The organism is Flavobacterium profundi (assembly GCF_006491645.1).
GTDB lineage: Bacteria > Bacteroidota > Bacteroidia > Flavobacteriales > Flavobacteriaceae > Flavobacterium > Flavobacterium profundi.
Genome location: NZ_VDCZ01000009.1, coordinates 92619 through 108040, shown reverse-complemented (window position 1 = coordinate 108040; position 15422 = coordinate 92619). Strand labels below are relative to the sequence as shown.

Annotated in this window: 12 protein-coding genes; 3 read left to right on the top strand and 9 right to left on the bottom strand. The window is 31.1% G+C overall.

The genetic code is table 11. The features are described 5' to 3' along the window. The 3 genes from FHG05_RS12270 to FHG05_RS12260 are packed head-to-tail and all read left to right on the top strand — an operon-like array spanning window position 1 to window position 2020. Window positions 1-447 carry a PH domain-containing protein gene (locus FHG05_RS12270; RefSeq protein WP_140998320.1) on the top strand — a complete coding sequence of 149 codons (447 nt, stop codon included), beginning with the start codon at window positions 1-3 and terminating at the stop codon, window positions 445-447. Then, window positions 437-1606, top strand: a complete 1170-nt coding sequence (locus FHG05_RS12265) for a serine hydrolase domain-containing protein (RefSeq protein ID WP_140998319.1) — start codon at window positions 437-439, stop codon at window positions 1604-1606. The genes FHG05_RS12270 and FHG05_RS12265 overlap by 11 nt, the downstream gene beginning before the upstream one ends. Window positions 1607-1636: 30 nt before the next feature. Beyond that, a complete protein-coding gene (locus FHG05_RS12260; protein WP_140998318.1) occupies window positions 1637-2020 on the top strand; it encodes a VOC family protein in 384 nt (127 codons plus the stop codon). 15 nt (window positions 2021-2035) lie between these two features. Here the strand turns inward: FHG05_RS12260 and ygiD are convergent, their stop codons facing one another. From ygiD to FHG05_RS12215, 9 genes are all read right to left on the bottom strand, one after another. Beyond that, a complete protein-coding gene (gene ygiD / locus FHG05_RS12255; protein WP_140998407.1) occupies window positions 2036-2869 on the bottom strand; it encodes a 4,5-DOPA-extradiol-dioxygenase in 834 nt (277 codons plus the stop codon). Between the two features lie 112 nt (window positions 2870-2981). After that, on the bottom strand, window positions 2982-5681 hold the full coding sequence (locus FHG05_RS12250; RefSeq protein ID WP_140998317.1) for a T9SS type B sorting domain-containing protein: 2700 nt from the start codon (window positions 5679-5681) through the stop codon (window positions 2982-2984). Window positions 5682-5909: 228 nt separating this feature from the next. After that, window positions 5910-7343: a TolC family protein gene (locus FHG05_RS12245; RefSeq protein ID WP_140998316.1), complete on the bottom strand. Its 1434-nt coding sequence runs from the start codon at window positions 7341-7343 to the stop codon at window positions 5910-5912. 22 nt (window positions 7344-7365) lie between these two features. Beyond that, complete coding sequence (locus tag FHG05_RS12240) at window positions 7366-10560, bottom strand: efflux RND transporter permease subunit (RefSeq protein WP_140998315.1); 3195 nt, start codon at window positions 10558-10560, stop codon at window positions 7366-7368. Between the two features lie 24 nt (window positions 10561-10584). Continuing rightward, window positions 10585-11667: an efflux RND transporter periplasmic adaptor subunit gene (locus FHG05_RS12235; RefSeq protein WP_140998314.1), complete on the bottom strand. Its 1083-nt coding sequence runs from the start codon at window positions 11665-11667 to the stop codon at window positions 10585-10587. A 147-nt stretch (window positions 11668-11814) separates the two neighbouring features. After that, on the bottom strand, window positions 11815-12237 hold the full coding sequence (locus FHG05_RS12230) for a hypothetical protein (RefSeq protein ID WP_140998313.1): 423 nt from the start codon (window positions 12235-12237) through the stop codon (window positions 11815-11817). 70 nt (window positions 12238-12307) lie between these two features. Further along, a complete protein-coding gene (locus FHG05_RS12225) occupies window positions 12308-13276 on the bottom strand; it encodes a YheT family hydrolase (RefSeq protein WP_140998312.1) in 969 nt (322 codons plus the stop codon). Window positions 13277-13284: 8 nt separating this feature from the next. Further along, window positions 13285-14127 (bottom strand): CvfB family protein, encoded by an 843-nt coding sequence (locus tag FHG05_RS12220; protein ID WP_140998311.1) that lies wholly within the window; start codon window positions 14125-14127, stop codon window positions 13285-13287. Between the two features lie 49 nt (window positions 14128-14176). Then, window positions 14177-15394, bottom strand: a complete 1218-nt coding sequence (locus FHG05_RS12215) for a porin (RefSeq protein WP_140998310.1) — start codon at window positions 15392-15394, stop codon at window positions 14177-14179. Between the last annotated feature and the right edge of the window lie 28 nt (window positions 15395-15422).

Genomic DNA, 15422 nt, shown 5'->3' with positions numbered 1-15422 from the left:
ATGATTTACAAATCATGCATTAGTACCGCCAATAAAATCATTTTTGGTTTTGTTTTTTTTATACTCATCTTAGCAACTATTCCTATCTTCTATTGTAATGATTTAACTTCTTTTATAGTAGTAGTTTCTATTAATTTAGCAGCCTTATTCTTCTTGGCTTGGATTCTATTTGACACTGAATATAGTATCGATAAAACGCATTTATATTGTAAGTCTGGTCCATTTCAAAAAAAGATTGCAATAGCTTCCATTCAAAAAATTAGTCATCATAAAGGTGTTTTGGTACCTGTAATGTTAAAATTAGCGTTAAGTCATGAAGGACTAATTATAAGTTATAATACTTATGACGAAATTTATATTTCACCTGAAAATCAAGTTGAATTTTTAGAAATCCTACAAAAATCAAATCCAAATATTAAAATTATACCTACTAAGAATGAATTATAGACTCTTTTTATTTCTGTTAACACTTCCCATTTTATCTTGTAAAAAAGAAATTACACCTCCTATTTCCGAAAAAAGAGAAATTAAAAAAGATTCCCTTGTTTTACCTCAATTTAATCCTTTAGATGCTTCCTACATCAAAAATAAAAAAAAGGCTATTTCCAATTTTTACGAGGAAAACATTGCTATTGATGATTTTAGTGGTTCCTTTTTAGTAGCTAAAAATGGTCAAATTTTATTTGAAAAATATTCAGGTTATTCCAATTACAGTACAAAAGAAAAAATAACAGCATCTTCTTCAATTCATTTGGCTTCTATAAGCAAAGTAATGACCGCAACCCTTATTTTGCGATTAGTTGATGCTAAAAAATTAACTTTAGAAACCACTTTAACCAGTTTTTATCCTAAATTTCCTTATAAAGATATTACCGTAACTTCTTTATTAACCCATCGAAGTGGTTTGCCCAATTATCTTTATTTTACAGATAATGATACCATTTGGGACAAATCTAAAACGTTAACAAACAAGGATATACTAAATATAATTTCTTCTAAAAAAGTAGCTTTGGATTTTATCCCAAATACTAAATTTAGTTATAATAATACCAACTATGCGCTTTTGGCTTTAATTGTGGAAAAAGTAACCCAACTTCCATTTCCTGAAGCGATGAGAACCTTATTATTTGAACCGTTACAAATGAAAGATACTTTTGTATTTGAAATTGAAAAGCAAAAAGATAATGTTGGTAAAAATTATAAAAGTACTTGGGAAGAAATTCCGTGTAACTTTCAAGATGGTGTTTATGGAGATAAAAATATTTATTCTACTCCAAGAGACATTTTAAAGCTCGATTTGGCCACTTATTCTGATGATTTTTTAAGTAAAGAAATCAAATCAAAGGCTTACAAAGGCTATAGTTACGAAAGAAAAGGTGTTAATAATTACGGTTTAGGCATTCGATTAAGGGAATGGGAAGATGGTACCACTATGTTTTATCATAACGGGTGGTGGCATGGAAATAAAACGTCTTATATCACCTTGAAAAAAGATACGGTTACCATGATAGCTTTATCGAATAAATATACCAGTAAAGTATACCAAATCAAACGCTTATCGAGTTTATTTGGTGATTATCCATTTACTATTGAAGATGAAGAATAAAATCGTATTTTTATAAGAAAATAGTATCATATGAAAACTTATAAACCTGAAAATTACAATTCTTTATCCCCTTATTTAATTGTAGATGAGGCTCAAAAATTAGTGGATTTGCTAAAAATTGTATTTAACGCTACCACTTTAAGACGTTTTGATCATGAAAATGGTACTATCGCTCATATTGAATTACAAATAGAAGATAGTGTGCTCATGATTAGTAACAGTACAGAAACTTATAAAGCACATACCACTATGTTACATGTGTATGTTCCAAATACTATAGACACCTATCAAAAAGCAATAGCTCAAGGTTGTCAAAGCATTGAAGCACCTATTCGTAAAGAAGGAGATTCAGATTTGAGAGGTTCCTTTTATGATTTTGCAGGAAATTATTGGGCCATTGGTACGCAACAATAATAAATACTAGTTTATTTAACCAATTTTTACCGATGTCATGGTTAAAGAACCACCTACTGCTTTATCATTAAAAAATTCAACTTCATCAGTATCGGTTTGTAAAGCTAAAATATACAATAATGGATAATAATGATCTGGTGTTGGAATAGCTAAACTAGCGGCTTTATTGAGTTTTTCATAGACAATTAAGTCGGAATGATTTCTAGTACTAATTTTTTCCTTAAAAATGGCATTCATTTCCAAAGCCCAATCATAACCGAATTCTGGTTCGCTTAATTTGTTCCAAGCTACCATTCTCAAGTTGTGAACCATATTACCACTACCAATAATTAACACCCCTTTTTTTCGTAAAGACAATAATTGTTTTGCCAATTCATAATGATATTTTGCGGGTTTATGATAATCGATACTGAGTTGTAACACCGGAATATCAGCATTGGGATACATATGCTTTACCACGGACCAAGTTCCATGATCTAAACCCCATTCATGATCTAAAACTAAGGATGGATTCGTAACTAATTTTTGAATCTCAGTAGCTAAATTTGGATCACCTGGTGCAGGATATTGCACATCAAACAAAGCTTGTGGAAAACCTCCAAAATCGTGAATTGTTTTAGGCTGAGACATGGCAGTTACAGCTGTTCCTTTGGTTAACCAATGAGCCGAAACCACAACTACTGCTCTCGGTTTAGGTATTTCTTGACCCATTTTTTGCCAACGTTTTGTAAACTCATTATCTTCAATAGCATTCATAGGCGAACCGTGACCTATAAATAAGACAGGCATTTTCTGATCTGTTTCCAATAAGGAATTTGACCAATTATAAAAAGAATTGATATTTGACATGATGATACTTCCAGTAATTATTTTAATAAAATTAAGTCTATTCAAAACCAACATTTGTATATACAAATATAATTTAAAAATATAATTTTAATATAAATAAGAGTTAAAAAAATTACCGTTTTAGTGTAAAATGACCTCTTTTTTGAGTAGCGATTCCTTCTGTAGAAATTAAAATAAGGGAATACCAATAATCTGATGAAGGCAATGGTAAATTGTTATAGTTCCCATCCCAACCAGATTGAGAATCTAACAAATCGAATGAATAGATAATTTTTCCGTATCGATCAAAAATAGAAACTTGTGCAGTTGTATAAAGTCGCTCTAAAGGACCTTTAATTCTCCATTTATCATTTATACCATCTTGATTTGGAGTAAAAAATGCTGGATAATTGAGTATTAAAATATTTTCAATTATAATGGTATTACAATCTTTATCGTCTTTAATAAATAATGTATACACATCTGGTTCTAAATTATTGAATACATGATAGGTTCCATTGCCATAAAAATCAACTCCATTTACAGAATAGGTAAAGTTTCCCAAACCATTCATTGTCACACTTAATTGACCATTATCAACTTCAACAGTTTTAATAGTAGGTGTTTCTGTACTTAAAACACGGAAATCTTTACTTCGTGTACAAGTTTTTCCATTCTCTTCTTTAGTAACCTCTAGAATATAAAAACCAATTTGATTTATTTCAAAAAAACGATCATTGGATAAAACAGTACCGTTCCCACTTTTCCATTGCCAAGTATCATTGGTAACACCTCCATCTAAAACTAAAGCATTTGTTGGGCTTTCACAAATGATGTATTCATCATCAATATTTAAAACAATTTCTGAATTAACAATTGCCTGAAATGTTATAATCCCAAAACAATTAAAATTATCATCTTCAATTCTAACCCATATTGTAGAAGATGCAGCAAGATAATAACGATCTAATCCATTCAATTTAGTTTGTGCATCTATTAAACTTGCGTAAAAATTTATGGAATAATTGGCTGGTAAATTTAGCTCCGTAGCTATTTGTTGCTTCTTTCTTACTAAATCAAATTTACCTTGAGTATTTCCATCAATATTATCTGAATTTTCACAAACATAAATAGGAGCTATTTCTTGAGGAGCTGTTTGTATATTTTCAATAAAAAAACTACTTATTCCGGAGCAACCTTTATCACTTATAATCTTAACAAAAATCTCTTCCAAATTGGATGAATTGATATAATTTTGATAATTTTCTATCCCATTCAAATCGTTTGTAGCATCATCAAGACTTCTGTAAAAATAAAATTGAAACTCAGGTGTATAACGAACTAAAAAATCTTTGATGTTCTCTAAATTAAAAATTGATTGTCCATCATTATCCGTATCACATTGAGTTAGTATTGTATTCATTGGAAGTACTGGCAATGGATAAACTTCAATGGTTTTAAATAGGTTTCTAACAGAACCTTGTATTGTTATTGTAGCTTTTACTTTATAACTCCCTGAATTTAAAAAAACATGTTCAGGCTCCAAGTCATTTGATAAATTACCGTCAGCAAAATCCCATTGTACAGATTCAATGGGAGCATAAGCATCTAAACTAAAATTAAAAGCTGCATTTACACAAGTAGTATCTGAAGCTATAATTCTATTTCTTAAAAAAGATGATACAAAAATAGGAAGTCCTTTTTTAGCAATTCCCGTACCTAAGTTTATGGCATTATTTTCATATAGACACGCTACTCCTTCTTTTTCAGGCTTATGAATAACACTTATAAAATGATTTTGATTAGTAGTATCATCACTAGCAATATAGATTTTTCCGTTTCGAGCTAATTGGATTGATTTTGCATTTGGACAATCCATGATATACGATTCAGCAGGTTCCATCCCTCCTATTTGAGTAAAAGGAAACTGAACTACATAATTACCTCCAGAATAATAAAAGTTTTTTGAATCTTTTGAAAATTCAATACTGTAAGGACTAATAAAAAGACCAAACGCAGGGACTGTAGGTAATGTAAAGTAATGATTAAAACTTACTACTAAATTGTCAAATTCATAAAAGAACACTTTTTTAAGTGTATGATCAGCCACGGCTACATATTTCCCATCAGGAGATATTTTCATGGCTCCAAAATCTACAAACTCTTGATCAATAGATTGAACAACTGGAGTAATATTGATTCCATTTGAACTAATTATAAAAACTCTAAAAGCTACATCCAATCGTACTCCTCCCGTACCATAAATTGGAGTATCGGAATTAGTTAAAGTTATTAATCGGTAAGAATTACTTTCATAATGGTAAAGAGCGGCTAATCTTGCAGTAGCAGTGTTTGCAATCCTTTCATTTTTAATTACTACTTCTCCTAGTGGATTTTGAGATGAAAATTTTACTTCTGAGTAAAAAATTCCTCTTACATAAATACGTGGTGTACTAGCATTAAACTCTCTTGTATAAAAAACATAATAGGTAGTGGGATCATTTGGTTTTGGAACAATTATAGAAGTTTGAATTCCTTCTAAATCACCTTCTAAATCATCACCATTATCCATAATCAGATGATTTTTATTCCAAATAGTATGTCCATTAGTATAAAACAATAAATCTCCATTTTCATCGGAAATACTAGAACAACCTGCAGGAGTGTTCATACTTCCGTTTATTGGAGAAACTACATCCTGATCAAAATTAATTCCAGAATTTCCTCCAAAAAGCCAATTATTAGTTTCATTTTGAGCTTCTATTCTACAACTTACTATAAATAGGAAATATAGAAATAATAAAGGGTAATATGTTTTAGTTTTAAATTGCATAATTTTAAAGAAAATTAATTTAAAAAATTAATTTTCAAATAGTTAATAACGTTTAGAATATCAAAAATAGCTTTTAAAAAAACACCTACAAAAAATTATCATAATTTTAACTTAGTTTATACAATATGTGATTGCATCTCAAGCAAAATAAAATGGAACTATAAAAAAAGTCCCAAACATTTTTAATGCTTGGGACATTCTACTAAAAAAAATTAACAACTATAAAATCTATTTCCAACCGCCACCAAGCGCATGATAGATACTTACCATTGCATTCATTTGTTGCATTTTGGCTTCTACCAAGTCAAATTTCGATTCTAAAGCATCTCTTTGAGTTAAAAGAACTTCCATATAATCTGCTCTAGCAGAACGGAATAAATCATTGGAAATAGTTACCGACTGATTTAAAGCATCCACTTGCTTTGACTTTAACTCATAAATATTTTTCATGTTTTCAATTTTAGCCAATTGATTTGCTACTTCAACATAAGCATTTAAAATTGTTTTTTCATAATTATAAACTGCTTGAATTTGTTTGGCATTTGCTGTATTATAAGTTGCTTTAATCGCATTTCTATTAATTAAAGGCGCCACTAAATCTCCAGCAATAGAATACAATAAAGATTCTGGAGTAGTAAATAAGTACTTAGAATCAAAAGCTCTTAAACCAATACCTGCTGAAATACCTAAAGAAGGATAAAATCTTGCTTTAGCCACTTTAATATCTAATTTAGCAGCTGCTAGCTCTAATTCTGCTTGTTTTACATCGGGTCTATTTTCTAACAATTGTGAAGGAATTCCAGCATGAATTGCATTAGGAACCATCTCTATAAAAGTATCTGTACTTCTGTCTACTTTTTGTGGAAAACGTCCTACTAAGAAATTAATTCTATTTTCAGTTTCAATTATCTTTTGCTGAATTTCAAATTCTAACCCTTTTGTATCAAAAACTTGTGCTTCAAAACGTTTTACCGCTAATTCTGTAGCACGAGCAGATTCTTTTTGTAACTTAACAATCTTAAGCGCATTTTCTTGAATCTCAATATTGTTTTTTACAATAAGTAATTGGTTATCTAGAGCCAACAATTCATAATACGAATTTGCTATTTCAGAAATTAAATTAGTGACCATGAAATTCTTACCTTCTACAGTAGCTAAATAATTACTAATAGCTGATTTTTTTGCATTGTGCAATTTATTCCAAATATCAATTTCCCAAGTTGCGTAGGCACCAACCATATAATCTTGTAACGGTTCAGGAGTTTCTACACCTGGTTTAATCTCTGTATTCGCGTCATTAGCCCCTTGACTAGTATATCTTCCCACTTTTTCAACGCCAGCACCACCTTTTAATCCAATAAAAGGAAGGTATTCTCCTTTACGTGCTCTAATTTCATTTTTAGAAATTTCAATTTCTTGTAATGTAATATTTAGTTCCTGATTATTTTGTAATGCTGTCTCAATCAAAGAATTTAAATGAGCATCAACAAAATAGTCTTTCCAATTCATAATTCCAGAATTAAGAGTGTCCTTACTAGCGGAATAACTTTCTGGAACTGTAGTATTGGCTTCTTTTTGTGCCAAATTACCTGTTTTACAGCCTGCTAAACTCAATATAATTATAAAAGCCGTTACAGGTATATAATACTTTTTACGAAGCATATGTTTTATTTTTAAATTCATTTTATTCTTCCTCCTCTTCTTCTGGAAAACGATCCAATTGATGCACAAAATCTTCACTTAATGAACTATCATCTTCTACATCAATTAATTTTCTTCCGCTAGCCAATGAACCAAAAATAAAGTACAATCCTGGTACAATTATAACTCCAAATATGGTTCCAAATAGCATTCCACCTAAAGCAGCAGAACCTAAGGTTCTGTTTCCAATAGCACCTGCTCCAGAAGCGACCATTAATGGAATTAATCCTGCAATAAACGCAAAAGACGTCATTAAAATTGGTCGGAAACGCACCTTAGCACCTTCAATCGCTGCTTCTAATATTGTAAGCCCTTCATGATGTTTTTGTACTGCAAATTCTACAATTAACACGGCATTTTTACCGAGTAATCCTACTAACATAATCAAACCAATTTGCGCATAAATATCATTTTGAAGTCCCATTAATTCTAATAAGAAGAACGTACCAAAAACTCCGACTGGCAATGAAAATACTACCGATAAAGGAATGATAAAACTTTCATATTGTGCAGATAACACAAAATATACGAATACTAATACAATTAAGAAGATGTAAATAGACTCATTTCCTCTACTCGCTTCATCATACGAAAGTCCTTCCCAAGCGATATCATAACCTTTTGGCAAAGTTTCTTTGGCAACTTCTCTAACAGCATCAATTGCTTCAGCTGTGGTATATCCTTTTGCTGGTAAACCTTGAATAGCAGCAGAATTGTACATATTAAAACGAGTAATCTCATTTGGTCCTTGTGTCTTTTTCAATTTCATAAAAGCTGAATAAGGTACCATTTCACCATGATCGTTTTTAATGTATAAATTCAATATATCAGAAGGTAATCTTCTGAATTTAGGATCAGATTGAACATATACCTTGAAGAAACGTTCAAATCGAATAAAACCTTGTTCATAGGTACTACCAATTAAAATATCTAGGTTTTCCATTGCTTTACCAATAGACACACCTTTTTGCATCGCTAATTGGTTATCGATTTCTAATTCATATTGAGGATAGTTTGCCGCAAAGAATGAGAAAAGACCCGCTAACTCTTTACGTTTTTCCAAATTCTCCATGAATTTCTTATTGATTTCATCAAAATCTTTATAATCTACTGTGGTACTTTTATCCAAAAGACGCATAGAAAAACCTCCTGATGAACCAAATCCTGGAATTGCTGGTGGTTCAAAAAACTCAATTTTTGCTCCTAAATCTTTCGATTTTTCTTCCAATTCTTCCATAATCTCAGTTACTTTATGCTCTCTTTCAGACCATGGCTTTAAGTTGATCAAACAAGTACCAGCATTTGAACCACGACCTTCCGTCATAATTTCATAACCTGCCAAAGAAGATACAGACTCCACTCCTTCCACGTCTTCACAAATTTTTTGAAGTCTTTGCGATACTTGATTGGTAGTTTCTAAGGTAGAACCTGGAGGTGTCTGAATAATCGCATAGATAGTTCCTTGATCCTCACTAGGAATGAACCCAGATGGAAGTATTTTACTTACAAAAAATGTTCCAGCACAAAATGCGATTAACACAAAGAAAGTTAACCATCTTCTACTTACAATCGATTTTAATAATCTTACATACTTTCCAGTTAATTTGTCAAAAACACTATTAAACTTATCAAGAGATTTTGTTAAAATATTCTTTTTCTTTTCTTTACCATGATGATTTTTAAGCAACATGGCACATAAAACAGGAGTTAAAGTCAAGGCAATAATCGCAGAAATAACTATCGAACTTGCCATTGTAATTGAAAACTGACGATAAAAAGTTCCTACAGGTCCTGACATGAATGAAATAGGTACAAATACCGATACCATTACCGCTGTAATTGCTATAATTGCACCACTAATTTCTCCTAATACTTTTTTAACCGCTAAATAAGGTGTAATATGCGGAAATTCCTCAAACTTTGCATGCACAGCCTCGACGACGACTATGGCATCATCTACCACAATACCAATTGCTAATACCAATGCAAAAAGTGTTACCAAATTGATGGTTATACCAAAAAATTGAATCACAAAAAAGGCTCCAATTAAGGAAACGGGTACTGCCAAAATAGGAATCAATGTCGAACGCCAATCCCCTAAGAATATGAAAACCACAAGTGCTACTAATATAAAAGCATCTCGTAAGGTATCGATTACTTGTTCAATTGAAGCATCTAAGAATTTAGAAACGTCATAACTAATTTTGTAATCCAAACCTGGAGGAAAAGTTTCCTTCATTTCCTCTAATTTTTCTTTTACTTGTTCGATTACGTCATTGGCATTACTTCCATAGTTTTGTTTTAATACAATAGAAGCCGATGGATGTCCATCCAAATTAGAATAAATATCAAAGAATTCACTTCCTAATTCTGCGCGACCAATATCTTTCAAACGAATACTTTCTCCATCTGCATTGGCTCTAATAATGACATTTTCATATTGTTCAGGCTCACTAAACCTACCTTTGTAAGTTAACACATATTCCAAAGATTGCGCTTCTATACCTGAACTTTGACCGATACGACCTGGACGTCCTACAATACTTTGTTCTGCCAAAGCATCCATAACTTCATCTGTAGAAACATTATAAGCTCTCATACGGTCTGGATTCAACCAAATACGCATCGCATACGTTCTACTTCCTAAAATTTGAGATCTCGCTACTCCTTTAATACGATTAATTTCAGGGAGCATTTTCACATTCGCATAGTTGTATAGGAATTTTTCATCCATATTCTTACCAGTAGCATATAAATTGACATACATCAACATACTCGGTTGAATAGGCGTAATAACAACTCCTTCTCTTTGAACCAGTTCAGGTAATAAGGGCATTACTTGGTCTACCCTAGTTTTTACCCTAATTACTGCTTGGTTAGGATCTGTACCTGGTTCAAAAATAATTCTTAAGGTTGCTTCACCTGCACTCGTTGCATCTGTAGCCATATAACGCATACCTTGTACCCCATTAATAGAGTTTTCAAGTGTAATTAACGTTGATTTTACTAATACATCAGCACTCGCTCCAGGATAAGCAATAAAAATATTAACTGTTGTGGGCGCAATATCTGGAAATTGCGAAGTAGGCAATTTTAAGATAGAGAGCGTTCCCATAAAGACAATCATAATTGAAATTACAATTGCAAAAACGGGTCTTTGTATAAATTTACTAAACATGTTTTTATCTTTTTATAATTTCAATTATTCAGCATAAAGTTCTAAATGCTCTAAAACAGTTTCAGGCTTTTCTAACTTATATTCAATCTTTTCATTTTCTTTAACCAATCGCAATCCTTCTAAAAGAATTTTATCATCTTCTGATAAACCTTCGCTTACAATAAATAAATGCGGTAATTCAGCAGCTAATTTAATTTCTCTAGAAACTACTTTATTTTCTTTATCAATTACATAAACATATTTCTTATCTAATACTTCGAAAGTAGCTTTCTGAGGAATTAACATTGCATCTTTATAAGGTAAAGTAACATGGATATTTCCAGTTTCTCCATGACGTAATAAACTCTTTGGATTTGGGAAAGTTGCTCTAAAAGAGATATTTCCGGTTTCATTGTTAAAATCAGCTTCAATTGTTTCAACAACTCCTGGATATTCAAAATATTTATTATTTGCCATCAATAAATTAACCGTTGGCTTTACGCTTCCTTGTTGTTCCGCTTTAAAATCTAAATATTCAGCTTCAGGTACATTATAATACACCCACATTTTACTATTATCAGAAAGATTGGTTAATAAATCTCCTTCTTCCACTAAACTTCCTAAACGAACATGGAATTTATCCACTATACCATCAAAAGGAGCTCTAATTTGCGTAAATTGTAAATGTACTTGCGCTAAAGCTAACTCAGCATTCGCTTTATCTAGTTTCGCTTTTGCCATTGCTAATTCATTTGGTGCAACAACATCACTATCCGCCAAACGTTTTGTGTTTTTGTATTCGATCTCAGCAAAGCTAGCTTCTGCCCTTGCTTTTTCCATTTCTGCTTCATATAATTTAGGCATAATTTGGAATAATATTTGACCTTGTTTTACAAATTGACCTTCATCAATAAAGATTTTTTGTAAATAACCTCTTTCTTGAGCTCTTAACTCAATGTGTCTACTCGATTGAATTTGGGATACATAATCTTTCGTAATTAAAGTATCTTTTTTTATTGGGTTAGTAACCAGAAAATGGGTATTTTCCTCTTTTTTTTCAACTTCTTTTTTGCAACTTGTGTTTAATAACAACGTGCAGATACTCATAAAAATGAGAACTTTTTTCATAATAATATATATTTAAATAAAATGAGTGTGATTAATGGAGCAGTGAATAATAAAAAAAGTTTATTATTGTAAAGTTCCTTTAAATTGTTAAGTGTGGTAACTTAAATGGAGAAAAGCAGTACATGAAAATGCCTGCTACATTTTAAATCATATTCTAAAGACTCTGAATACGATAAATAATTTTTTTATTGAAATATGAGAAGTAACTTCTCCTAAAAAAAGTTTTCCCTTTTGTTCTGATAAAAGGATTTTTTGTTTGGAACTACAAAGAAATTTATGAAAAAAAGAAACTGAATCAAGAGTTTTTTTAGAAGAAGAAATTTCGTCTTCTTCTATTTCAACGTCAATTCCGTGAATTTTATGAGCTTCAATATCTCCTACATTATGAATATAATCATAAAAAAACAGATTATTAATTAACTCATTTTCAACTAAAACTTCTCTAGAAGTATTTTGAGAATCTAATGTAGATAAGGAGTTACAATCATTTGCACCAGCAAATAATTGGGTGTAACCAACAAGTAAGGTTACTAAAGTAAGGAAAAAATATTTCACCGTCTTTCTTATCATACAGAGGACAAATGTAAATCATTTTTTGATTTTAACAAATAATACTATGTTTAATAATCTGTTAAAATATTTATTTTTGTGATAATTCTTTAATAAACGAAAAAGCTCTTATTTCTGCATAAGAGAATGTATTGTTTTTAAGAGGAAAAGCACAATGTCCACCATATTTAGGAGTTTCCAAATGTATGAGATTACTTTTAGAAGCCAATTCTTTTGGATAACAATCTGGTCCTAAAAAGGGATCATCTAGAGCATTTAAGATAAGAACGGGTAATGTTATATTGGTAATACTTCTTGCTGGAGAAACTTGATAGTAATAATCTTCTCTATCTTTAAAACCGTGCAAGGGTGCTGTAAAATGGTCATCTAAATAATCGAAACTGTCGATGTTTTTAATTTTACTCCAATCCATTAAATCTGGAAACTGTTTGGCTTTTATTTTTAGTTTTTTGGTTAAATCGTACATAAAGTTCTTCATATAAACTCGATTAAACCCTTTTTTTAAAGATTCTGCACTCGATTTAATTTCTACGGGAACAGATATAGCTACTCCAGCTTTAATTCTGGAATCTACTGGTTGCATTCTACCCAAATAATTTAAGGTTTGTGCACCACCCATAGAATAACCTATTAAATAAACTTCTTCTACTTGAGTTAAAACAAATTGTATCACAGCATCTAAATCTTCAATAGTGGCATGGTGGTATAATCTAGGCAATCGATTCATATCTCCACTACAACTTCTATTATTCCAAGCAAAAACTGAAAAACCTTGATTTAAAAAGTAAGTTGCACAACTATTCATGTAAGTCCGCTGTGAATTCCCTTCTAGACCATGACATAAAACAACGGCTTTTCTTTTATTTTTCAGGTTAAAATCAACTACTAAAAAATCCCCATCATTTAATTCCAAAATTTCTCTTTGATAAACAGGACTTGGAAATTTTTTAAACATGCCTGCATAGATTGTTGAGACATGCTTATGTTTATATAGTAAAGAAACTGATTCGTTGTATGAGGAATAATCAAGTAATGGCATTATTCAATTCATTTACCAATTAAATAAATTCCATCCTCTTTGATTTCAATCAATTTCTGACGGTATAAATTACCTACTGCTTTCTTAAAAACTTTTTTACTCATTTTCAAAACAGTTCGAATATCTTCTGGGTTCGAATTATCATTCAAACCTAAAAAACCTCTATTAGATTTCAGTTCGTCTAAAATTTGTTGGGCAGAAGGCTCAATAGCTTCAACTCCTACTTTTCGCAGTGACACATCAATTTTACCATCAGGTCTCACATTTTTGATGTAAGCTTTCATCTTCAAACCAGGCTTAACGTCTTCAAAAACTTCGTTTTTGTAAGCCAAACCTCTGTATTTTTCGTTTATAATAACATTGATACCAGCTTCAGTTATATGAGATACAATAACATTTACTTCTTCTCCATTTTCAAGATCTACCTCTTCATTACTTAGAAATTGCTGCGTTTTACTAGAACCTACTAATCTATTGGTTTTTTCATCCATAAAACAATATACTAAATATCGTTTCCCTTCTTCCATGGGTCGGGCTTGTTCTTTAAATGGAACAAACAAGTCTTTTTCCAGTCCCCAATTCATAAAAGCACCAAACTTATTAATATAATTCACTTTTAAATGAGCAAATTCATTTAATTTAATGTAAGGCTTTAAAGTAGTTGCAACGGGACGTTCTTCGTGATCTAAATATACAAACACAGTTAATTCATCGCCTATAGCATATTCTCTTGGAACATATTTATTAGGTAATAAAACATCATTTTGTTCCTCAACTCCATCACCTAAAAACAATCCGACTTTTGTATTTCTTAATATTTTTAAGGTATTATATTGACCTATCTGTAACATATTTAAATTGAATTATGCTGCAAAGGTAATTAAATGCATCGTAAAAAAATTAAATTCCTATTTCAATCTGAAAACGAGCATACCAATTTGAAGATGAAGAACTCCAATTATAATCTAATTCATTATAGCTGAGTTCCGCTTGCAATTTAAAAGTGTGTTCCCATAAATAGCGCGTTAATCCAATACTATATTGCTTAGAACTAGGTGCCAAATCCTTTATTTCATTGGCTACATGTTGGGTTGAAAACCTTCCGATTATTTCATAATTGGATGGAAACACATAACTCATTTGGTAATCAAAACCTTCTCCTGCAAAAACATAATTAAAATTGGTTACATCATTTGCATCATAAGTAATTATATCTTTAGCTTTTCGATTCATGTAAGCACTCATAAAACTCCAGCCATTGTATTTTAAAAGGGCATCAAAAAATGTGGAACGAAGGGTTCTTGGTTGAAAAAGTTCCTTACCTAATTGTCCTTGTGTTCTCATGGCTCTATTATTTTGTTGAAAAGCACCTGATAGAAGTAATTTAGGACTTTCTTCTCGTAAAATATCGCCTTCAAAATAAATACCGTTCTTTTTAAAAGTCCCAAAAGGAAACAATTCGATTTTACCCGTCAAAGCGACCCCATCGTCTGATGTTTTTGTCCAATTTCTTCCTTCACCAGTGGAAATCGCAGTTTTTATATTATAGGAAAAAGCATCTTTCTTTTCGTTTAAATAATACGCTTGTACACCAAAATCTCTGTCAATAGTAAATTTTGCGTTATTAATGGTTCTATCGGTGAGTTGCAACGCTCCAGAAGAATTCACTCTTTGTCTATTTCCTGGTAATTTAGTTTGTCCAAAAATAAAATTCCAATTTTTATTAGGTCTGTAAAAAACAGCCGCATCTCTAATAATATTTATGTTTTCTCCATCTTCGATTACACCCACATCACCAGGTGCAAAAGAAAGTTGGATAACATATAAAAACTTTGGATCACCTACATAACCATCAAAACGCAAACGCAGCCTTCTAATTTGTGCTTCATATCGATTAGCTTCATTTTCTTCATTAATATAAGTTACTCTGTTTTGCATTCTAAAACGAATATTCAATTGAAAAATACTATCTGGAGAAGTAACTCCCAAACCCTTTCCGTAACTGTAATAAGGTAAAGCCGCTAATTTTATATCGTTATTATGTAAGGAATCTTTTTTGAATTGCGCAAATGAATACTGGCAAAGAGCTAGTATTAATAGAATTATTATTTTTTTCATTAAAATGTAGTTGTGTTGAATTGCCCGC